General features: G+C 50.6%; 19 protein-coding genes. 6 read left to right on the top strand and 13 right to left on the bottom strand.

Going from position 1 to position 21,362, the window contains the following annotated elements; translation table 11 throughout:
• The first annotated feature begins 225 nt into the window (after positions 1-225).
• Complete coding sequence (locus AB7C91_RS04725) at positions 226-876, top strand: GntR family transcriptional regulator (protein WP_332446522.1); 651 nt, start codon at positions 226-228, stop codon at positions 874-876.
• Positions 873-1,967, top strand: coding sequence for a DUF362 domain-containing protein (locus AB7C91_RS04720; protein WP_332446521.1), 1,095 nt, complete (start codon positions 873-875; stop codon positions 1,965-1,967). Before AB7C91_RS04725 ends, AB7C91_RS04720 begins: the two co-directional genes overlap by 4 nt.
• Here AB7C91_RS04720 and AB7C91_RS04715 read toward each other — a convergent pair.
• The 8 genes from AB7C91_RS04715 to AB7C91_RS04680 form a co-directional block, all read right to left on the bottom strand.
• The gene (locus AB7C91_RS04715; RefSeq protein WP_332446520.1) at positions 1,959-2,927 is read right to left on the bottom strand and encodes an aldo/keto reductase; all 969 of its coding nucleotides are present in this window, start codon (positions 2,925-2,927) and stop codon (positions 1,959-1,961) included. The two genes, AB7C91_RS04720 and AB7C91_RS04715, sit on opposite strands and share 9 nt — an antisense overlap.
• A complete protein-coding gene (locus AB7C91_RS04710) occupies positions 2,924-3,838 on the bottom strand; it encodes a sugar phosphate isomerase/epimerase family protein (RefSeq protein WP_428589553.1) in 915 nt (304 codons plus the stop codon). Before AB7C91_RS04710 ends, AB7C91_RS04715 begins: the two co-directional genes overlap by 4 nt.
• A complete protein-coding gene (locus AB7C91_RS04705; RefSeq protein WP_428589550.1) occupies positions 3,838-4,500 on the bottom strand; it encodes an aspartate/glutamate racemase family protein in 663 nt (220 codons plus the stop codon). The genes AB7C91_RS04710 and AB7C91_RS04705 overlap by 1 nt, the downstream gene beginning before the upstream one ends.
• A gap of 107 nt (positions 4,501-4,607) precedes the next feature.
• A complete protein-coding gene (locus AB7C91_RS04700) occupies positions 4,608-5,603 on the bottom strand; it encodes a Bug family tripartite tricarboxylate transporter substrate binding protein (protein ID WP_332446517.1) in 996 nt (331 codons plus the stop codon).
• A 62-nt stretch (positions 5,604-5,665) separates the two neighbouring features.
• Positions 5,666-7,180: a tripartite tricarboxylate transporter permease gene (locus AB7C91_RS04695; protein WP_332446516.1), complete on the bottom strand. Its 1,515-nt coding sequence runs from the start codon at positions 7,178-7,180 to the stop codon at positions 5,666-5,668.
• Positions 7,181-7,190: 10 nt separating this feature from the next.
• Positions 7,191-7,649, bottom strand: a complete 459-nt coding sequence (locus AB7C91_RS04690) for a tripartite tricarboxylate transporter TctB family protein (RefSeq protein ID WP_332446515.1) — start codon at positions 7,647-7,649, stop codon at positions 7,191-7,193.
• Positions 7,650-7,663: 14 nt separating this feature from the next.
• Positions 7,664-8,671, bottom strand: coding sequence for a PdxA family dehydrogenase (locus AB7C91_RS04685; RefSeq protein ID WP_332446514.1), 1,008 nt, complete (start codon positions 8,669-8,671; stop codon positions 7,664-7,666).
• Between the two features lie 253 nt (positions 8,672-8,924).
• Complete coding sequence (locus tag AB7C91_RS04680; RefSeq protein ID WP_332446513.1) at positions 8,925-10,793, bottom strand: sigma 54-interacting transcriptional regulator; 1,869 nt, start codon at positions 10,791-10,793, stop codon at positions 8,925-8,927.
• 75 nt (positions 10,794-10,868) lie between these two features.
• Here AB7C91_RS04680 and AB7C91_RS04675 point away from each other — a divergent pair, with 75 nt between their 5' ends.
• A complete protein-coding gene (locus AB7C91_RS04675; protein WP_332446512.1) occupies positions 10,869-11,390 on the top strand; it encodes a hypothetical protein in 522 nt (173 codons plus the stop codon).
• Here AB7C91_RS04675 and AB7C91_RS04670 read toward each other — a convergent pair.
• The gene (locus tag AB7C91_RS04670) at positions 11,380-12,255 is read right to left on the bottom strand and encodes a mechanosensitive ion channel family protein (protein WP_332446511.1); all 876 of its coding nucleotides are present in this window, start codon (positions 12,253-12,255) and stop codon (positions 11,380-11,382) included. The genes AB7C91_RS04675 and AB7C91_RS04670 overlap by 11 nt on opposite strands.
• A gap of 113 nt (positions 12,256-12,368) precedes the next feature.
• Entirely contained in the window at positions 12,369-14,252 is a 1,884-nt protein-coding gene (htpG, locus tag AB7C91_RS04665; protein WP_332446510.1) for a molecular chaperone HtpG, read from the bottom strand.
• 103 nt (positions 14,253-14,355) lie between these two features.
• Here htpG and AB7C91_RS04660 point away from each other — a divergent pair, with 103 nt between their 5' ends.
• A complete protein-coding gene (locus AB7C91_RS04660) occupies positions 14,356-15,516 on the top strand; it encodes an ROK family transcriptional regulator (protein ID WP_332446509.1) in 1,161 nt (386 codons plus the stop codon).
• 208 nt (positions 15,517-15,724) lie between these two features.
• Here AB7C91_RS04660 and AB7C91_RS04655 read toward each other — a convergent pair whose 3' ends face one another.
• The 3 genes from AB7C91_RS04655 to AB7C91_RS04645 all read right to left on the bottom strand — a co-directional run bounded on the left by AB7C91_RS04655 (position 15,725) and on the right by AB7C91_RS04645 (position 17,779).
• Complete coding sequence (locus AB7C91_RS04655) at positions 15,725-16,249, bottom strand: hypothetical protein (RefSeq protein WP_332446508.1); 525 nt, start codon at positions 16,247-16,249, stop codon at positions 15,725-15,727.
• 109 nt (positions 16,250-16,358) lie between these two features.
• The gene (locus AB7C91_RS04650; protein WP_332446507.1) at positions 16,359-16,925 is read right to left on the bottom strand and encodes a hypothetical protein; all 567 of its coding nucleotides are present in this window, start codon (positions 16,923-16,925) and stop codon (positions 16,359-16,361) included.
• Positions 16,926-17,260: 335 nt separating this feature from the next.
• On the bottom strand, positions 17,261-17,779 hold the full coding sequence (locus AB7C91_RS04645) for a hypothetical protein (RefSeq protein WP_332446506.1): 519 nt from the start codon (positions 17,777-17,779) through the stop codon (positions 17,261-17,263).
• A gap of 536 nt (positions 17,780-18,315) precedes the next feature.
• On the opposite strand from AB7C91_RS04645, the gene AB7C91_RS04640 reads away from it, so the two are divergent.
• Positions 18,316-19,059, top strand: coding sequence for a FadR/GntR family transcriptional regulator (locus tag AB7C91_RS04640; protein ID WP_332446505.1), 744 nt, complete (start codon positions 18,316-18,318; stop codon positions 19,057-19,059).
• Between the two features lie 110 nt (positions 19,060-19,169).
• Entirely contained in the window at positions 19,170-21,314 is a 2,145-nt protein-coding gene (locus AB7C91_RS04635) for an HAD-IIB family hydrolase (RefSeq protein ID WP_428589536.1), read from the top strand.
• Positions 21,315-21,362: the final 48 nt, after the last annotated feature.

Here is a 21,362-nt window from a genome sequence, read left to right as displayed (position 1 = left end):
ATACAATAGTGATACCATGGAGTGAAAATCTTGTCAAAGGGATTGGTGTACATACTTGGGATTTGTTTGACTTTTTATTATTTCTTGATGAATTCCAATAAATTGGAGAAAAAAACCGGACACAGGTGGCTTGCATGGTTTCGATGAACGTTTTTTGTACACAATTAACATTGACGAACAAAAGAAATCCTTTTACTCTTACAAGGAACAGATGAGGAACCATTTATGCCGAAATGTATACAAAACAGTCTTTCCGACCAAGTCTACACGATGCTCAAGGAGCAGATTCTTTCCGGCCAGCTGCGCGGGGGAATGAAAATTCCCGAGGAATCACTTGCCGAGCAGTTCGGAGTTTCCCGCACCCCCATCCGAGAGGCCATCAGGCGTCTGAGCGAATACGGCTTGATCACCATCAAACCGAGAAGCCATGCCATCGTGTCGGTCATCACCGAGCAGGAGGCGAATGACATTGCCAAGGTCCGGGTCACACTGGAACAGCTTGCCATCGACTCGATCGACGATACCAAATATGCCCAGAATGTGAAGGAACTCTCCCGATTCGCTGCTGATTGCCAGTATGCGATGGGCATCGGCGATCGTGCTACGGTGTTCGAACAGGACAGCCTGTTTCATCTTGCCCTGATCCGCTCGTCGGGCAACAGTGCGCTGCTCAACATCTGCGAACGGCTCGATGCCAAGATTCAGCAACTTCGCATCGCCCAGAACCTTCCTGATGATGAACTATCCTACTATCTGGGTCAGCATGCCCAACTGATGACCCTCCTGAAAAACGGAGACAAGGAAACGGCAAAGCGTTTGCTGTACGAACATATCACCCACGATTTGACCAGTCACGTAATGGAAAAGAAAGGATGAACAGACACGATATTCTCATCACCTATGGATCAGAGCCGAAAACCATGACACGCGCTCTGCTTGAACGTATGGACCTTGCCGCCATGATAGGGGATAGGAAGGCTTCAATCGCCCTCAAGCCCAACCTGGTGGTTGCCGTGACACCGGAGGGTGGCGCCACCACCCATCCCCAGATTGTCGTAGCCATCATCGAATACCTGCAGGAACATGGATTCAACCATATTTCGATCGTGGAAAGCGCCTGGGTGGGAGATTCCACCAAGGAAGGGTTCAAGGTCAATGGATACCCCAAGATCAGCCGCACCTATCAGGTGCCGTTGATCGACGTCAAGGATGATGCATACATACACAAGACCGTTGACGGCATTACGATGGAAGTAAGCAAGACCATCCTTGAAACTGATTTTTTGATCAACCTACCTGTCCTCAAGGGGCATTGCCAGACCGCTATGACTTGTGCCTTGAAGAATATGAAGGGCTGCCTTTCGGACCGCTCCAAGCGAATGTTCCATACACTCGGGCTGCATCGTCCCATTGCCGCACTCAACAAGGTCCGTTCTGCCGATTTGGTCATCGTTGACGGCATCAACGGCGACCTCGATTTCGAGGAGGGAGGGAACCCGGTCCAAACCAATCGGATGTTCGCCTGCATCGACAGTGTCCTCTGTGACAGCTACGGAGCTTCCTTGATGGGATTTGAACGTAAGGACATTCCCTATATCGGTATGGCTGAAGCACTGGGAGTGGGAGAAGGCGATCTGGACAAGGCTGAGGTCATACAACTGAACCAGCCCAGTGATGAAGCGCCTTTCCATCCTACCGGGAGAGCGGGCTATCTGGCAAAACACACCAATGCCGACAGTGCATGCTCGGCTTGTTACGGCAACTTGATCCATGCATTGAAGCGTTTGGATGAGGTCAACAGGCTGAAGAATGTGAAACAGCAGATATGCATCGGCCAAGGCTACAAGCAGGTAAACGATCCTTCCAAGGTCGGGGTGGGCATATGTACCAGAGGCCTGGGGAAAAGCCTCACCGGCTGCCCCCCGAAAGCCATTGATATGATCAAGTTCATCAAGGAGTTAGAGTAACGAGCGAGCCATTGAGTCGATGATCGTCCAATCCCTATGGGATAGATGCAATCCGAGGGCCTTGCTGTTCTCTTCTATCTGCTCGGGTTTCCTCGCCCCACACAGTACGTTCATGGTGGGGCTGGCCTCTTTGGTCCAGGCAAGAACCAGATTGCCGATCGTACAGTCATACTTTACGGCATAATCAGAAAGCGCATCAAGCAGATGCAGAACCTTGGCACGTCTCTCAGATTCAAACCAAGTCACCGATGCCTTTGCCGTCCCTACCACTTCACTGTCCAAGCTTACCCGACCGGTGAGAAGTCCCCGTTCCAACGGACTGTAGGCTTGGAACGTGAGACCTTGTTCTGCGCAATAGGCGGAAAGCGCAGCCTTGTTGCGGGTCAGCATGCTGAACCGTTCCTGAACCAATGCAGGAGAACCAACATTCTGGTACTCCTTCAGTTCATCCAAACTGACATTGCAGGCTCCATATGCTCGGATTTTCCCTTGATGCCTCAATTCCTCAAAGGTAGATACAATCTCTTCGATCGGGGTGTAGAACGGGGGAATGGGCTGCCAATGAGTCAGCAGAAGATCGATATAGTCGGTCTTCAGGCGTCGAAGGCTCTCCTCCACCTGCTTGATCAGGCTGCTTCTGCTCAAATTGCGCCGGATGACGACGCCGTCACGGCTTTTATGTACCGATCCTTCATCCTCAGCCCCCCATACAAGGCCGCATTTGGTAGCAAGGATACACCGGCTGCGTTTTCCCTCCAACGCATCGCCGAGCAGACGCTCACTTGTCCCGTTCCCATAGGCGGGTGCGGTATCGATGAAGGTGACCCCCAATTCCAAGGCGCGATGCACCGTCCGAATCGACAGGTTCCGATCACTTTCCCCCCAACTGTCACCACCGCCCATAGCCCAGGTACCCAAGGCAAGGGAAGGAATCTCAATATCCGTACCACCCAGTTTCATCGGACCATCCTCCATGCTGCAAGCAACGTTCGTTTTGCATTGGCAACCACCAGGTCAGAATCTTCCGAAGCCTGTGGTTTCACTTCAAAGGAAAGCATGTTCCGGCCTCCGGGAACAAGATACCCGATATCCTTCATCTTCTGCAGGAATGCTGATAGATACTCGGTGTCGTTCTCGGACCCAGGATACCCGAACCGTGGATGCATATCCCCATAGCTTGGATGAGCCGGGTCACTGATCAAGGTATTGCCGACATGGACATGGCGGATATAGCCTTTGACGGGGTCGACCGCCTCATCGATGGTCTCGCCGATCATCGGGATGTGGGAGCAATCGATCATGATGCCGAAATTCGGATGCAGAGCACAGATTCTCTTGGCGTACCGCCGTACCAGGGAAGCAGGACCCAAGAGCGACTTCTTGTCTATGGTATGGTCGAATACCTCAAGGACAACCGGCATCGAACCTTTGGATGCAGCATACCGGCACACTTCCTCGGTGGAGGTAATCAACGCCTCCAGATAGGCATCTTCTTTTCCCGTTTCATACTGACGTGAAAGAAATTGGAATTCCTCGGCTCCCAGCGCATATGCTTCATCCAAGCCTGCTTTCAGCACTGATACCGCTTCCCTGCGCTCTTCCTCAACGAGACTGTTGATGTTCAGCTTCCTGGAGAAAAGCAGGGAGTGGGCACTATAGATGAAGGAGCAATGTGCACTAAAGACAAGCAAAGGAACAGAAGCTTTCAGGGATGCAAAGGGAAGCGAACCAAGTTCAACAACCTCGAAAAACGGGTCGACCAATACCTTTTTCAGCGCTTGAACGTAGGATTCCTCACTTCTCATGCAGGAAGGATAGGCCATAGAGAGCACAATGCCCAACCGGCCGTAGGCATGTATGTCATCCTGCATCATCGTCCCCCTTGTAGACGTTCCTTAACCATTCCACAGCAAAGGATCGGAGAAGCAAGAACCGGGACTCCTGCGATTTGCTGACTTTGCTGCTGCAAATGCCCCATGGAGGCCTGTGCCAATACAATGCAGTCGTACCCCTTTACCTGACTGATCATATCCAGAACCAGGCGGTCATGGGTTTCCATATCCCCCGCCCGCATCGCTGTATACGCCGCTTCATGGTCCTGAGCATCGACTTCGATCGTCAAACCGAGTTTTGCAGCTTCCTGCTCCAACTTGGCGATGGTCGGTTTGAGGGTGCTCATGGCGGTTGCCACCACCTTGATCTTCCTGCCTATCCTCACCGCCTGCTCGGTCATTGCATCATCGATGGCGATGACCGGAATACTGATGAACGGCCGTATCAACTGCACAGCCGGGGTAAGGGTGGAACAGGTTACGACGATCAGATCTGCCTTGGTCAGCTCACAGGCCTTCAGATCATAAAGCAACCGATTCCTGTTCTCTTCGGAGAAATAGCCGATCTCAGCCGGATCGGAGGCAAGAAACTCATCCAGCAGGTTGTGGATCTTCAATGGTTCACCCACTACCTCCTCCAACAATTTCGGGAAGGAAGCCAAAACCGGACGTACCGTATGCACCATTGCAATTCGTTTCATGAAAACACCCTCTCTTCATTTTTACCGATACACGTAACAAGTAACAAGAGAGGGATGAAGGAATCAATCCCCCACCCCTCAAATATCGTTGTCTTCTGCCGATTGGCTTATTTGTCCTTCCCGATGGAAGCAAGATAATCAGCCTGGTACTTGGTACCATATGCTTTGAAAGTCTCAGAATCCATGAAATCAGGAACCAGCTTCTGTTTGGCGATGTATCCATTCTGCCAAGCATCACTCTCGCTGACCTTTTTCATTACGTCGGTCCAGTAGGCAACAGCCTCAGGGCTCATGGAAGCAGGAGCAACAACCGATCTCCAGTTGGGAACCTCGACGTTCTTATAGCCGAACTCACTGAGGGTGGGAGCGGAATTAAGGTTGCCGGGGAAACGGCTGGTGGAAAGCGCAAGGATCGGCTTCAGTTTGCCGGCCTCGACATACTGGGAAGCAGCAGCGGGCTTGGAGATCAACAGATCAAAGTGACCGCCGAGGATACCGGTGATGGCGCCGCTGGTGGCATCATGTGCAACATAGGACAGTTGGTCCTCACTCACACCCAGTTCCTTGATCAGTGCTGCATGACACGCAATGTCATCACCCTTGGAACCGGCAAGCACCATTCTCTCACCATTCTTCAGAGCTGCCAGCACTTCCTCGAAGCTCTTGTACTTGGACTGTTCACCGACGAAGATCAGGTGCTTATCCACAGCCATGTGCGCGATCGGCTGGAAGTTCTGGAAACGGTTGTTGGTGTTCTTCACCATCGGCATGAGGTCGCCGCTGTTGAAGGTCAACAGGGTGTGGTCGGCCTGGACACCGGCTTTGATCTGGGAAACCAAGAGGCGACCGACTTCACCGGCACCATCGGTTTTGTACTGAACGACGATATTCTGTCCGTTGAGCAGGTTTTCGGCGACGGCAATATCCATGATCTGGCGGGTGAAGATATCAGAGCCACCGCCTGGGGAACTGGTTACATACCAATCAATGTTTTTCGTCGGAACGAAGGTCTTTGCGGCACCGGTGGCCTCGGTCGTGCCATTGGCAAAAACAGCCATGCTTACCAGAAGAACCATAGTCAGCAAGATAGCAACTTTTTTCATACTATTTCTCCTATTTGTTATTCTTTCGGGACGAATCCCGGAATTCCCTTTTCATACGCTGCTCAAGCAGCTTTTTTTCGCAATCCGAGTTTTCTCAATATGAACTTGATGACCGGCGTGAGGATGATCAGAAAAAACACCAGCATCAGAATGGCAGCAATCGGAGAGGCAAAGAAGATTCCCAAACCACCGTGGCTGATGATGAAGGCCTTGCGCATATTGGATTCAAGCAACGGAGCCAATACGAACGCAAGAAGCATCGGAGGAGCCCCATACCCGTTGCGGTCCAGGATATACCCGAACAATCCGGACAGGAACATGATGATGACGCCATACATCGAGTTGGATGTACTGTAGCCGCCGACCACACACACCACGGTGATGATGGGGATCAGCATTCGTACCGGTACGGTCAGGATTTTGATCAAGAACGGAATGACACCCAAGGCGATGATCAAGGTAAGGAGGTTGGCCAGAAAGAGGCTGGCGATCAAGCCCCAGGCGAAATCAGGATTGGTGGAGAACAACAGTGGACCAGGATTGAGGCCCCACATCATCAGGCCGCCGAGCAGGACGGCGCCTGTTCCGGAACCCGGAATTCCCAAGGCCAGCAAGGGAGCGAAGGACCCGGCTGCAGCAGCATTGTTCGCCGCCTCGCAGCTGGCGATCCCTTCGATCGCCCCGGTTCCCAGTGGTTCCTCACTCTTGAATGCTTTCTGCATGGCATATCCAAGGAATGCTCCGGTGGTGGCTCCTGCGCCGGGAAGTACTCCCACGAAGGTTCCAATCACACCGCTTCTGATTGCAGGGGGAAGCAGACGCCGCACATCATGGAGGGTCAGCATCGAGCCCTTGATCGTCAGTTTCTGATCAAGCTTGGCCTCAACTACCTTATTGCGCTCTTCCATCAATTTGAGGACTTGACTGAACCCAACCGCTCCGATGACAAACGGCGTGAAGGGAATTCCTCCGAGCAGGTACATGTTGCCGAAGTCATAGCGAGGACTTCCAGTGAGCGTATCCATCCCCATGGTTGCAAGCAGGATACCCACCAAGGTAAGCACCACACCCTTCGTCGGGCTCTCACCGACCAACCAACCGATCGAGGTCATTGCCACCAACAAGAGGGCGGTCATTTCCGCCGGGCCGAACTTCAAGCCGAAATCAGCAAGCCAAGGCCCCATGAAGGTAAGAATGAGCATCCCGATCAAGCCACCGGTGAAGGACGACATGTTGGACGTAAACAGGGCTTGACCAGGACGGTTTTTCTTGGTTGCCATCGGATATCCATCCAGTGCAGTCATGACGGCCGGTGAGTCACCGGGGATATTGAGGAGAATTGCACTGAATGAACCACCGTACATATTTGAGTAATACAGCGACCCGAGCATGATGATAGCGGTGGTGGGATTGAATTTATAGGTAAGCGGAAGCAACAAGGCCACGCCGGCAAGTGATCCGATACCCGGCATTGCACCGACGATCAAGCCGAGAACCGCACCGAGCAAAGTCACCATTACATTCTGAAAGGTAAGGACTACTGAGAAGCCCATGAACAACATCTGTAGATTTTCCATAGGGTTCTCCTCAATATGCGATCAGGTCGTAGATGAAACCCTTGGGAAACGGAACCCCAAGCCACAACACGAAGGCCCCGATCACAATGGCCATAATGACGGCAAACCCGATCAGGGTTGTTTTCCAACTGAACTTCTCAAAGAACCTGAGCCAGAGAATCACAAAGACCGCCAGACTGGGGAGCATCCCAATTACCAAGGTGGAAAGCATGATGGCCACCACACCCAATGCGGGATACCAGTTCTCGATGGGATACCGGGTCTCTTCTTCCTTGCGGGCCCCCAGGAAGGCCAATAGGCTCACTCCGAGCAGGGTGAATCCGATGATCGTGGGAAAAAAGCCTGGTAAAGGACCACGCATTTCATGCCAGAAGCCATATTTGGTCAATCCGAGGTAGATGAACACCGCTGCGATTACGGCGGTAACCACAGGGATGATCATTTTGCTCGTTATCCGTTTCGTCTGCATATATCTCGATCTCCTTACGCTTGCTGCTGTAGATGCAGGGCCATGCGGGCGGCCATTTTTACAGCATTCTCAAACGCACTTGTTTTGACAATACCCTTTCCTGCGATATCGTAGGCCGTCCCATGGGCGCAGGTCACAATCGGGGCGGGAAGTCCGCCGGCAATGGTAATGCCTTCATCGAATCCGCGGAGCTTCAACGCAATCTGTCCTTGGTCATGGTACATGGTGACCACCCCGTCGAACTCACCGCGGAAAGCTTTGATGAACGTGATGTCGCTGGGATAGGGGCCGCTGGCATCAATACCCATAGTTTGCGCTTCCTTGATGGCCGGTCCTATGACATCCAACTCCTCACGTCCGCACAGCCCATGCTCGCCGGCATGGGGGTTCAAGGCAGCCAAGGCAAGTCTGGGTTTTGCGATTCCACTTTTTTTCAGAGATGTATCGGCTAGACGGACTGCCCGCAGGATGCGATCGACCGTGAGGTTCTGACTGACTTCCTTAATCGGAATATGGCTGGTCGTCCGTGTGGTCCACAAGTCTCCCACCACGTTGATCTCCCCGAACGGCTCGGTGTGATTGAACAATTGGGCCAAGTAATGATGCTCGCTTTCATATTCGCAACCAGCATCCTTCAAACCCGCTTTGTTGAACGGGGCAAAACAGAAACCTTCGATTTTCTTGGCTTGATAGAGTTCAACCCCGAGTTTGAGGGCATGCAGATTGGCTTTCCCCGCCTCGATGGTCAGTTGGCCGAATCCCACGACACTCGGGTCCTGATCCTTCTGATCCAACACGGGGAGTCCTTTGGCCCAATCGGCTTGATCGACATCATCGATCAATTGTAATTTGGTGGATGACCCGATTACCGAAAAAGCCCGCTCAAGCATGCGCGCATCCCCAATGATGATCGGTCTGCAATATTGCTCAAAGAATGAACTGACGGCTAGCTTGGCTATGATTTCGGGGCCAACACCGGCTCCATCGCCGATCAGTATCCCCAGCACAGGTGTATTGTTCATGAAAGACTCCCTCTTCATTTGTGCGAGACACAACTAGTGCACGCTCAGTGAACAAGAAAGCAACATGCGTGCCAACTTTTCTTCTATTGTATACAATCAATTAATTCTTAGATTTTTGTATACAGTTATCTCATGCCTCTTCAACTAGATAGAGAAAAATACCAAAGAGTTTTCCAAAAAAATTGCTACACGGTAAGTTTGTTTCAATGTTTCATTTTTATGTTTCATGTTCATTATGAAACTATTTGAAACATTATGCATCAAACCGTGCGAATTTTCTCCAGAGCGTGGTCCTGCTCAAACCAACCTGTTTTGCAAAGGCTTCGCGGCTCAACCCGCTGGCAAGAAATTGCTGATGCAACTCCTCATCCGTGATTCTTGGCTTGATGCGGACAGCCTTATGCTGCGCCGGCTGTTCCCCATACAGACTAGTGGAAGCGATGTCCAACATCTGGATTTCCTGCTCCCCCACTTCCGAACTTGTGTGGAGGATCGCCAACCGTTCGGCTGCATTCCGAAGCTCGCGGATATTGCCCGGCCAGTAAAACTGTTTGAGCAACTCGATTGCAGCGTCGTTCACCATGATGGGAGGCAGGGCATGCGCCCTGCAGTATTGTTGCACGAAATGTCTGAATAATAATCCAATATCCTCAAGCCGCTCCCTTAGCGGCACCAGATGCAGATTCAGAAGGCTGAGCCGATAGAACAAATCAAGCCGGAATGTTCCCTGCTGGACTTTTTGGATGATGGTATTGTTCGCAGCACTGACCACCCGCACATCGACGGGAACCACCATATCGGCCCCGATTCTCCGTACTTCACGCTCCTGCAGTACACGCAGCAGCTTCGCCTGCAACACGATCGGCATCTCGGCAATCTCATCCAGAAAGAGCGTACCTTTGTGGGCGAGCTCGAACAGACCGGACTTTCCCCCCTTGCTTGCACCGGTGAAGGCCCCATCGGTGTACCCGAACAATTCGCTTTCCAACAATTGCTCGGGAAGCGCCGCACAGTTGATCGCCACAAACGGTTCCTTCGCCCGGGGTGAGGCATTGTGGATGCTTTGTGCAAACAATTCCTTTCCGGTACCCGTCTCCCCGAGCAACAGCACCGTCCCGGGAACCTGGCTGAATCGTTTCGCCTTCTCAACCAACGCCAGCATATAGGGATTCTGGGTAACGATATCTGCAAAACTGTAACGAGCCACCAATCCTTTCCGGTTCAATTCGGTGCGGATCCTATGTTCGGTCTGACGAATCGCCTCTGCATTCTGGAAGGTTATCAGAAAACCAGGGGTTTCGATGGCCATGCTGATCGGCTGCTGGGTTACCAGAAACTGCTGCCCGTTGAGGGAAACCAACTCTTCCTTCTGGACTGCAGGACCTTCGTTTTCGGTATGATATACCTCATGCAGGGCAAGCCCCTCCAAGGACGTCCTTCCAAACAACAATTCCGCCTGACGGTTGCCTGCAATGATCAGGCCGTTGCTGTCCGTCGCCACCAGTGCATAGGATGCGTTGTTCAGCAATGTCCCCAGAAGATCCCCCCTGGTCTGCGCCCGAAGCAGGGAACGGGCGGCCGCAACCGCCTCACTGACGGCGTGCACCACCGCCTGATACCCGGTTTTTACATGCACGAAAGCCAGATTCTGTTCCTCGCAGATCCGACACATGGTCAAACCACCGACGAATACGGTACAGCCCTGCCGTCTCAGTTGCTCGATACCCATGCGGACATCCTGCTGGTCCGTCACCTGAAAAATCGTCACGGGGCATCCTACCAAGTTGGTGATCACTTCCTGGTCGCACAGCTGTTCATTGGTAATGACCCCAATGCTGCAATTTCTGGAGGTGTTCTTTGCCTGTGCAAGCGCCTCGAGCAGGTCGGCACTGCTCAAGGCGATGGGCACCACATGTACCGAGGGTTTGAACTCGCTAATCGCATGAGCGGTTATACCTCTGGCTACAATGATGTCTGCATGCAACGGATCGATGACCTTGGGGTCGGTACCGAAAATATGGGTGGTACTGACCGAGATGTCCTTGAGGTCGTAGCCTTGGATCACCTGTTCGAAGGCTTGCATCAGCTCCTGGTAGGGTATGACGATCAGAATCTTTATCACCTGGGCTCTCCGTTCGCAAGTGTACCATGAACAGACACTCTTTACAAAGCCGTACCGCTCTTGGTATTGTCGGCTATGAGTGCAACAACCATCTTCCAATACATCCTGCTGATTGCATTGATTCTCTTCACCGCCTTCAATTTCTACGCCTTTACGGTAGGAAAGAAGAAGAAGCAACAAGCTACGAACAACTATCAGCAGACGCTCAAGGCGCTTGAGCAGCAAGCCTATGAAGCCATGCAGGAACGCAAGATCCACTTCGACCAGAAGCAGGGGTACATCAACGACCTGAACGAAGGGATCCTGATCACCTTCGATCATGCCAATCATTTGGTGGGCATTACCCTCAAGGATGCGTTTTACCTATTCGGCTTTTCCGATTTCCTCGGGGTGAAACAGACCTATGACACCTTGGAAAACGGAAAGCTGACCAACATTGCCGTGGAGATCGAAACCAAGGACAGCGTCATTACCCTGCTCTTTGGTACCAAGGAATGGAAACGCAATTCCTATCTCGGAAAGTTCCTGCTCTCCGATTCCCAAGAGCTGTGCACCTTGTTGGAACGGGAATGTAAATCTGCAGCATCTACGAATTGATCATATGGACATCTAGCTGGTTGAAGGGAACGGAAATGCCGACTTCCGCCAGCTTGTCGCAAATCTGCTCTTGGAAACGCCAGTAGACTTTCCAATAATCGGCAGGTTTGGTCCAAGGGCGCACCACGAAGTCTATGGAAGATGCATTGAGTTTATTCACCTCCACCACCGGCGCCGGATCAGGTAGGATCTCAGCATAGCTGCCCAATATTTTCCATACCACTTCCTTGACCACCTGCAGATCGGAACCATAGGCCACACTTACCGACAATTCAACCCTTCTTCGTTCCACATTGGAATAATTGACGATGGGACTCCCCCAGACAAGTTTGTTGGAAATGGTGATCCGTTTGTTATCCGGTGTGGAAAGGATGACGCAAATCATATCCATATCGGTAACCGTTCCACTGAATGAACCCGAATCAATGTAATCCCCGATCCTAAACGGAGCATTGATGACGATCATCACCCCGCTGAGCAGATTCCCCAATGTTTCCTGAAAGGCGAATCCCAGAATCACTCCGGTGAGCCCCAGCCCTGCCAGGACCGGCCCCATATTGATGCCCATATGCTGGAGGAAGGCGATTGCCAGAAAAATCCAACCGACGATATTCACCAGTTGCAGAATGAACCGAGCCATCAGGTCGTTGATCTTCTTTGCATGGGAAAGCGACCGTTTCACGATCCGGGATATCCATACGATCAACAGCTTTCCGATGAGAACGATCAAGAGCCCAGTTGCCAGACGGAGCACGAAGGACAGCGGTCCCGACTGTGACCATTCATTGAATTTCTGCACCAAGACAGTCCAAAAGGAAGAGGATTGCGCAGCAGAAGCGGTTAGGGTCATGAATAATGGATTCATAGAGCACACATCCTTATCAGAAGATAGTAAGAAAACCCTACCATCCGTGCAGGAAAAAGACAAGGCAGGAAAACCTCCTGCCTTGTCGTCACCGTATGGTTGTGTGTGTCCTGCTATTTGGAAAGCAGACTGTGGAGCCGCTTGGCAAAATCCACGGGATCCTTGGGCATGACACCCTCTGCAAGCAATGCCTGGTCGAGCAGGACCGAGCAAAGGTCTGCAATGTAGGCCTCATCCTCACTGGCCTCAATCTTCTTGACCATTGGGTCCTCCACATTGATCTCCAGGATGGGCTTCACCTCCTCAAGGTCATTCTGCCCCATACTCTTGAGAATCTGTTGCATCTGGACCGAAGGATCATTCTCATCCACGACCACCACAGCCGGAGATTCCACCAGACGGGAGGAAACGACGACATCCTTGACCTTCTCGCCAAGTGCCTTCTTGACCTTCTTGATCAGACCCTTGGCTTCCTTGGCCTTTTCCTTATCCTTCTCTTCCTTCAGATCATCGACCGCACCGCTCTTGTTGATGGCCTTCAGCGGCAGCTCCTTATAGGTACCGATCGATCCGGCAATGATATCGTCGATGTCATCGCTCATGATCAACACCTCGAAGCCCTTCTTACGATAGGCTTCCAACAAGGGACTTGCTTTCAAGGTGTTCTCCTTGCCGCCGGTGATGTAATAGATGGCTTTCTGATCACCGGTCATCCGCTCCTTGTAGGAAGCAAGGCTGACATACCCGTCCTGAGTGGAGGATTTGAAGCGAACCAGTTCCAGCAATGCATCACGATTGGCATAGTCGGAATACAAGCCTTCCTTCAACGGACGGTTAAACTGTTCGATGAATTTGGCGTACATCTCGGGATTCTGCTCGCTGATCTTCTGGAATTCACCCAAAAGTTTCTTCACCGAAGCGTTGCGGATGGTGCTCATCACCCGATTCTGTTGCAGAATCTCACGACTGACGTTGAGCGGTAGATCCTCACTGTCGATGACGCCCCGTACGAAACGAAGATAAGAAGGAAGCAATTCCTTGTCATCGTCGGTGATGTAGACCCGTTTCACATACAGTTTCACCCCCGGCCGATAATCGGCATAGTACATGTCGAACGGCGCCTTGCCTGGGATATAGAACAGCGTGGTATATTCGGTGGCTCCTTCCGCACGGGTATGGACATAGAAAAGAGGATCTTCAGTGTCATAACTGCTTTGCTTGTAGAATTCCTTGTACTGTTCGTCGGTCAGTTCGTTCTTGGGTCTCCTCCACAACGCAGAGGAGCTGTTGATCTGCTCCACCTTGTGCTCGACCTTCTTCTCGGCATTGCCTTCCTTGTCCTTCTTCTTGTCGTCATAGGTGGTCTGGTCATACGAGAGGAAGATGGGATAGGCAATATGATCGCTGTACTTCTTGATCAATTGCTCAATCTGCCAGCGGTTGGCGTACTCGGATCCTTCTTCGTTCAGATGCAGGGTTATGGTGGTTCCGTGTCCGTCACGTTCAGCTTCCTCAAGGGTATAGCTGCCCTTACCGGTACTGGTCCATTTCCAAGCCTGCTCCTCTCCTGCTTTTCGACTGACAACCTCAACCTTGCCAGCCACCATGAAGGCGCTGTAGAAACCGACACCGAACTGGCCGATGAGATTGCTGTCCCGCTTCTGCTCATCGGTGAGCGATGCAAGGAATTTCTTGGTTCCGCTCGAGGCGATGGTTCCAAGGTTGTCACTCAGGTCGTCATGACTCATGCCCAGCCCGTTGTCACTGATGGTAAGCGTCTTCTGCTCACCTTCCTCAGTAAACGAAAGGTCGATTCGCGGCTCGAAGGCCAAGGCCTTGAGCTTTTCATCGGTGAGGGTGAGATACTTGAGTTTATCCAGAGCATCTGATGAGTTTGATACCAACTCGCGAAGGAAGATTTCCTTGTGTGAATAAAGCGAGTGGATGATCAGCTGAAGCAGCTCCGATACTTCAGTTTTGAACTTTTTCTGTTCCATCTTACGTACATACCTCCAAAGGGATATGTGCAAACATACTGATTTTTCATGCCATCGGCAATTGTTCCTTAACAAAAACCGGTACGTGCAGTATGCTCAATCCATGAAGTTTTCCCAACCTGCCACCGCCCGTACGGTCAACCGGCTTCGGGTGCTGAACTTACTGGATGCATACCCATCCCTCAGCCGTTCCGATATTGCACGCATGCTCGCCTTGAACAAACCGTCAACCAGCGAGATCGTGGAACAGCTGCTGGGGGAACAATTGGTGGAGGAACAAGGCAAGACGGTGCAACGCAACGGTAGAAGACCGACCATGGTGGCGCTCAAGCATGATGCCCGCCTGGTACTGGGGGTGGATCTGGGAACACGGACGGCCAGCTTCTCTCTTTCGGATCTGAAAGGAAATCTGCTGCGGTTCGAACGGCTTCCCACCCCGCGGCAACCCGATGCCAAGGAATTCGGGCAACTGGTGATCAAAACCTGCATGAAATTGACCCGCATCAGTTCGATTCCGATCGCCGGTATCATCGTTTCATGCGGTGGGACGATCAGTGAGGACGGGAATACCATCCTCAATCATGAATACTGGGGATGGAAGGATGTCCCGTTGGCGAAAGCCATCGAAATGCATACCAAACTGCCAACCCGATTGGTCAATCATGTAAAGGCAATGGTACAGGCGGAGCGTTGGTTCGGAAATGAGACAACGAAAACATTCTTCTATGTGAACTGGGGTGAACATATCAGCAGCGCATGGGTGCATGCAAATACGATCAGTTGCGAGCGCACCCGATTCGGTCATCTGCCCATCGCCCCTACGGGATTGTGCCGATGCGGCGGGATCGGGTGCCTGGAAACAATCGCTGCAGGTTGGGCGCTCAGCGAGAAACACCAAGGCCTGTCCGTCAAACAGCTGCAGCAGCTTAACGATGATGCGGTGGTCAAGAGTCTCAGCCTTGCATGCCAAGCAATGGCTATGGCATTGATCGCAGCCAGTGCGGTCACCGGTTGCGAGAAAATCATTCTCGGCGGGGGTATCGCAAATCTTGATGATCGGTATCTGCAGCTGATACAGGATTTCTACCGTGAACATGCCCATCATGCACTGGCTGAGATTCCCCTTGTACGTTCCCAATTGAAGGACCGCAGTTCAGTGTTGGGAAGCGTTGCATCAGCGCTCGATCATTGGGTGTTTCATCGTAGTATTCTGGAAACGATGCAGGGCTTGGACCAAGAAAAACCGCTACTCGAAACCGAGTAGCGGCAACCTCCTTGAGAACCTCAGGACTCCTCTCCTAAGGTACGCGCCCACCCGCTGGAAACATCGGACTGGACTCGAGCAACGACACTCATGATTATGGCATGCTTTTATCGCGCTGTAAAACATTAATTTCAAAAATTTGTAACTATTTCCCTAATTCAGCGATATATGTGCGATTCGGTACATCAGATCGACAAAGTTACAAAGTTTAGCTCCCTTCGGTATAATTAATAGTGAAGGATCCTGCATAGGTTCCGGCAGTATATACATCGTCGGCGCGTTTCTGTACCCGTACCGTCAATTTCCCCATGGCGACATTCTCCTGGTTTCCTGCCAGGAATGTGGTGTTGAACGTGTTTCCATTCTCTACACGGGTCAATAGATTTTCCGAGGCGAGTTCCAGCGACGTACGCAAGGTGTTCGCATCATCCAAAGAAAGATCGGCAACCTCGAATATGAGCTTTCCGACCGTTTGCTTGGTCAGGTGCGCCGAATACTTGAAATACAGGGATTTGGTCACTTCCCATTCCTCAAGATTCGGGAAATCAAACACAAGCTGGGCGTCTTCAGCAGTCAATTGGTCGCCCTCTTCATTATAGATGGATATTTCAAGGTCCTTAGGTTCAATGACCCCTACCAAATAGACAGTCGCTTTAGGAAATTTCGGGGCATCTTCCGCAAAAAGAGGGAACCACAAACACAACATCAGACTCAGGATGAGGAGTTTTCTCATACGGCTCTCCATGTATTCAAACACTGGGTATATCGTAACAGGATGCAAGAGAATAGAAAAGCTGTGCAGTTGCCTGCACAGCCCAAACTCTCAACACCAGAGGTAGTTGTCAGGAAGCGGAAATGCCGATGGTAATTGTTGCAGTATAGGAACCGGCGACGGTATTTTCAGATATGTACTCCAACGGACCGATGCTCGCTCCAAGATGGTCTGATCCGGTACTTGTCGCAGGAATAATGGTAAACGTATCTTCTCCACTATGTTGGACGGTACCAAGACTACTAGCGTTGGCTTCTGAAAATAGTAGATAATAAGTCTGCCCGGAAACCGGACTTATAGGAGTGCCTCCCTTTTCGACTGAAGCAATCCTAACTTTATTCACGCCGTTTGTATTCAAAAAGTCCCCGACCGTCATTCTGAATTCAAAATTTCCTTGAGCATTGGTTCGATACCCATACACAAATTGCGGAGGATTTGCAGTATCAAAAGCATCCAAAATCGTAGTGGAGCTTTGGTATTTAACCGAGTTTACCGTAAATCCATGTTCAAGATACTCACCTACATTCGCTTTCAGTAAGGCGGTAACATCAGGTGGCACCGTTACAAAATATGTAGCAAACAACCCACCCGCAGCAAGCAATAGAACCATTGCCAACACTATCAGTTTCTTATTCATAGCCAACTCCTTTTGGAGGTATATAACTTTTCGACGAATACCCTTATACACCAATAGACTACTATCGAGTTGGACTTATGTCAAGAATAAGATTCATTTTTTCAATCATAAAGATTATACATACAACAACAATATTTCAATTCTTTCTATTATTTATATTTATATAGATTTCAACTTGTTACACATGTTTGCCTATCTTATAGTGTTGCTTCCTTAATGAGAATCAGTTCAGTAAGAAATACTGATACAAGCATGTGCTGTTTTTCAAACATCTGTCATATCAAGAGACAGCAAAAGGGCCTTTTCAGGCCCTTTTTTGCAGGGAAGCGTGTGGTTTAGTTGACCGGTGCAATCCCTATGGAGACGGTGGATTCATAATAACCGCTTGAAGCATTCGACACCTCATCCTGGTTGGCTTTGACCGTCAAGGTATAGGAATACAATCCCATCCCTGAGTTGGGAGGAGTGAAATACAGCAGCTTATAGGTACCATTGCCCTGGTTGAGCACTTCTGCAGCAGTATCGTTGACCAACACTGAATCTATCCCCACCTGCCCACCTTCGATCGGCAGCTTGCGGGTGAACGGGCTCACCGTAGCGGTAACTTCCAAGGGGATGGAAACATTGGTCTGGATCGCATAGGTCAGCTTGGCTCCATCAGGATTGAATGCATCCTCAACGTCCGCTGTTGCCATAATGGTAGGGGATTCCTCACCACCAGTGAGAAATCCATGCACCAGATACTCCGGTACCCTGGTAGTAAGTGATATGGTCACCTGTGCCGGATTGATCTGACCTGCATATGCACTCAGAGAAAGCACCAGCAACAGGATACTCAGGCTGTGTCGTTTCATGTATCGGTCGTTCCCTCCCGGAAAAGCGTGCAAGTGCTCTTCCGTTCTGCTCTTTTCTACTATACATCCAGAGAAAAACTTATGTCAATACATTCCTTGTTTTACCGTACAAACTATACAATTACATGCATTTCATATTGTTAACTTATTCATTTATATTGTTTTATTATTATTTTTGCTTATGTCATCATTTTCCAATTTCATGCATTTTCACCTCTTTTCTAAGCCATTTTTCCAAGAATTACCTATAACATAAGCAGTTCTCACCACTTCCTATGTCACCATGGAAGAAGTTTACAGAGATGTTACGGTATCGATTAATTCAATAAAAACATATCAGTAGTATATAAAATACTATATTTTCAATACTTATTTTAAGAAATCAAGAAAAGTCCCTTTACACATACTTATAACATATTCTTAAGATATACCATTGCTTTTCTTACAAAAATGCCGTATATACATATATGGTAGTACAAAATCGTACTGCCCAGTGATACGGTGCCTTGCAAAAGACGCCAACAAGGATGAACATGATGATGAACAGTGCTACGATATCAGGTTCCGAAACCAAATCAAGCGTGATTGCCCAGAAATTGGAAGAAGAGATCCTCGCCAAGATATACAAGGCTGGAGAGAACCTTCCCAGCCAACACGATTTGGCCGACCGCTTCAACGCTTCCAGCCGTAGTGTCCGTGAAGCGTTCAAGAACCTTGAGGCCAAAGGTTTGATCAAGGTAAAGCAAGGCAAGAAAGCCATCGTACAGAGCAACAGCCTCGATCAATTCGTGGAATCGCTCTCCCACTCAATGATCAGCAAGCAGGCGCCTGACAAAAAACTGCTCACCGACTTGATGCAGGTGCGCACCACCATCGAGGTATCGGCGACCAGGGAACTTTCCCGTGACCAGAACCGAATGTTGATCGTCCGCTCCCTCGATCGCGCATGTACCAAGATGGAACAACTGCTGCCGACCCTGGAATCAGGAAAAGACATGGACGCCATCAAGCAGTTCAAGGCCACAGAATTCGATTTCCACGCCGCCTTGATCAAGTCGAACGATAACATCATTCTCAGCAGCATCTACGAGAACCTTGCCCCGCAGCTGTATGCGGCAATGGACCGGCTGCCGGAAACCTTCAACGAACAACGTAAGAAAGTCAACGAATATCGGTATCTGGTGGAAGCACTGGAAAACGGGCAGACCGACCTGGCCGTCGCCTTGACCCTGGTCAACCTGACCAATATCAAGGATAAATTCGAGACACTCGATCTCTAAACCATTTACAAACAAATAATTATCAAACAGGCTGTCAGGATTGGCAGCCTGTTTTTGTTCATCGTTTGACACGGCTCTCCATATATGGGAAAATTCCTTAAGAGGTTACTATGTATATAGCAATAATCAACTTACACGGACTTGTACGCAAAGAGGATATTGAAATGGGTCGTGACGCCGATACCGGTGGACAAACCCGGTACGTCGTAGACCTCGTCAAGGAACTCTCAAAACGTGAGGATGTTGAGGTCGATCTCTTCACCCGCCTTATCAAGGATGTCCGCTATGATGCAGGATACAGTAAAAGCATCGAAAAACTTGGTGAACACGCCCGGATCGTGCGGTTGAACTGCGGCGGGACCAAATACCTGCGAAAGGAATTGCTCTGGCCCTATCTGGACGAGTATGTCGACAACCTGATCTCCTTCTTCAGAACCCAAAAGAAAGGACCGGACATCATCCATGCCCATTACGCTGATGCAGGCTATGTGGCAACCGAGGTGGAGACCTACTTCCAGACACCCCTTGTCTTCACCGGCCACTCCTTGGGGAGAAATAAACTGGAATACCTGAGATCACAACAGGTGAGCGAGGAAAAACTCGACCAGTATTATCACATCCATACCAGGATCAAGCAGGAAGAGCGTACCATGCGTCATGCAAATCTGGTCATCACCAGCACGCATTACGAAAAGGACACCCTCTATGCACCCTATGCATCACGGGAAGCGGAAAAGATGAAAGTCATTCCGCCCGGCCTCGACCTGGAAACATTTTTCCCGTATTACCACTATGAAATCCAGGACCCATCCATCACCGAAGAGATGAAGCATGCCCAGTACACGATGGTACGGGAACTCCAACGCTTCCTCACCAATATGGACAAACCTTTCATTCTCGCCCTTTGCCGTCCGGACGCAAGAAAGAACATTGATTTGCTGATTGAAATCTATGGGAAAAGCAAGGACCTGCAGGCTATCGCGAATCTGGTCATCGTCGCGGGCATCAGGGACGATATCAGCAGCATGGAAGAAGGCGAGCGGCAGGTCCTCACAGACATGCTGCTTCTGATGGACCGCTACGACCTGTATGGGAAAATGGCTATACCCAAGCATCATAACCCTGGGCGTGATGTTCCTGAGATCTATCGCCTTGCAGCCATGAAACGCGGTGTCTTCGTGAGCACCGCCGCATTGGAGAACTTTGGACTCACCTTCATCGAGGCTTCGGCGGTCGGACTCCCCTTCATCGGCACTGACAAAGGCGGAGTCAAGGATATCTTTGAGAATTGCGAAAGCGGTGTCTTGGTGGATATCGCTGATCATCAGGCGATCGGAGACACCATCTATGAACTGCTGACCGATACACAGAAGTGGCAGCAGCTGTCGCACAACGGAGTCGAGCGGATCCGTCAGGTCTACAACTGGGAAACCCATGTCGATACCTATCTCGAACAACTGGGAACGATCAAGACGATGAAGCAAGACCTTCCCGCCCTTGCCAAGCGTATGGCAAACATCGAGCACCTGGTTGTCTGTGATATCGACAACACGTTGACCGGAGACATGCAGGCGGCCCGAAAACTGGCCGACGTCCTCAAAACCAACCAGGCACACCTGGGATTCGCCATAGCCACCGGAAGAAGCCTGGATTCAGCCCATGAGATTCTCTCCCAGTATCCTTTCCCCCACCCTGACATTCTCATCACTGCAGTGGGAAGTGAAGTTCATTATGGAACAGACGACGTGCCCGATAAGGGCTGGTCGAATTACATCCGAAGACGCTGGAAGCGCGAGGCGATCAAGCAAGCCCTCCATGACATCCCCGCATTGGTCCTGCAAACCGAGGAAGGAACCCAACGCACGTATAAGATCAGCTACACGATCACCGACCCTGCCAATATCCAGACGATCATGGAACAGGTAAAACAGGCCTTGGGAAACCATACCGGCATGCACCACCTGATACTTTCCCATGATACATATCTGGATATCCTGCCCTACCGTGCCGGTAAAGGGGATGCCATCCAGTACCTCGCATGGAAGTGGGGGCTCGAGGTGGGAAACATCGTCACCTGCGGTGACTCCGGAAACGACCGTGACATGTTCGCCAAACCGTTCAAATCGGTCATCGTGGCCAACCACGAACCGGCATTGGATGCCTTGAAACGAACCAAGAACCGTTTCTTTGCAACCAAACCGGCTTCCGAAGGAGTCTTGGAAGGGTTGATCCATTTCAAGGCAGTCAAACCATAAGCTGAAGATTTTTATTCATCCAAGAGGTCCTTTGCTGTGCAGGGGACC

The sequence above is a fragment of the Sphaerochaeta sp. genome, assembly GCF_050256055.1.
In the GTDB taxonomy this organism is placed as follows: Bacteria; Spirochaetota; Spirochaetia; order Sphaerochaetales; family Sphaerochaetaceae; genus Sphaerochaeta.
The sequence above is the reverse complement of the archived record's forward strand: the minus strand, read 5'-3'. Positions and strand labels throughout refer to the sequence as shown.

What these genes read in the sequence shown, in the direction of transcription:
- AB7C91_RS04700 (WP_332446517.1), bottom strand. Translation starts at nt 5,603, where the DNA reads ATGAAAAAAGTTGCTATCTTGCTGACTATGGTTCTTCTGGTAAGCATG.
- AB7C91_RS04695 (WP_332446516.1), bottom strand. Translation starts at nt 7,180, where the DNA reads ATGGAAAATCTACAGATGTTGTTCATGGGCTTCTCAGTAGTCCTTACC.
- AB7C91_RS04690 (WP_332446515.1), bottom strand. Translation starts at nt 7,649, where the DNA reads ATGCAGACGAAACGGATAACGAGCAAAATGATCATCCCTGTGGTTACC.
- AB7C91_RS04650 (WP_332446507.1), bottom strand. Translation starts at nt 16,925, where the DNA reads ATGAATAAGAAACTGATAGTGTTGGCAATGGTTCTATTGCTTGCTGCG.
- AB7C91_RS04715 (WP_332446520.1), bottom strand. Translation starts at nt 2,927, where the DNA reads ATGAAACTGGGTGGTACGGATATTGAGATTCCTTCCCTTGCCTTGGGT.
- AB7C91_RS04640 (WP_332446505.1), top strand. Translation starts at nt 18,316, where the DNA reads ATGATGAACAGTGCTACGATATCAGGTTCCGAAACCAAATCAAGCGTG.
- AB7C91_RS04635 (WP_428589536.1), top strand. Translation starts at nt 19,170, where the DNA reads ATGTATATAGCAATAATCAACTTACACGGACTTGTACGCAAAGAGGAT.
- AB7C91_RS04655 (WP_332446508.1), bottom strand. Translation starts at nt 16,249, where the DNA reads ATGAGAAAACTCCTCATCCTGAGTCTGATGTTGTGTTTGTGGTTCCCT.
- AB7C91_RS04720 (WP_332446521.1), top strand. Translation starts at nt 873, where the DNA reads ATGAACAGACACGATATTCTCATCACCTATGGATCAGAGCCGAAAACC.
- AB7C91_RS04670 (WP_332446511.1), bottom strand. Translation starts at nt 12,255, where the DNA reads ATGAATCCATTATTCATGACCCTAACCGCTTCTGCTGCGCAATCCTCT.
- AB7C91_RS04685 (WP_332446514.1), bottom strand. Translation starts at nt 8,671, where the DNA reads ATGAACAATACACCTGTGCTGGGGATACTGATCGGCGATGGAGCCGGT.
- AB7C91_RS04675 (WP_332446512.1), top strand. Translation starts at nt 10,869, where the DNA reads ATGAGTGCAACAACCATCTTCCAATACATCCTGCTGATTGCATTGATT.
- AB7C91_RS04710 (WP_428589553.1), bottom strand. Translation starts at nt 3,838, where the DNA reads ATGCAGGATGACATACATGCCTACGGCCGGTTGGGCATTGTGCTCTCT.
- AB7C91_RS04725 (WP_332446522.1), top strand. Translation starts at nt 226, where the DNA reads ATGCCGAAATGTATACAAAACAGTCTTTCCGACCAAGTCTACACGATG.
- htpG (WP_332446510.1), bottom strand. Translation starts at nt 14,252, where the DNA reads ATGGAACAGAAAAAGTTCAAAACTGAAGTATCGGAGCTGCTTCAGCTG.
- AB7C91_RS04705 (WP_428589550.1), bottom strand. Translation starts at nt 4,500, where the DNA reads ATGAAACGAATTGCAATGGTGCATACGGTACGTCCGGTTTTGGCTTCC.
- AB7C91_RS04645 (WP_332446506.1), bottom strand. Translation starts at nt 17,779, where the DNA reads ATGAAACGACACAGCCTGAGTATCCTGTTGCTGGTGCTTTCTCTGAGT.
- AB7C91_RS04660 (WP_332446509.1), top strand. Translation starts at nt 14,356, where the DNA reads ATGAAGTTTTCCCAACCTGCCACCGCCCGTACGGTCAACCGGCTTCGG.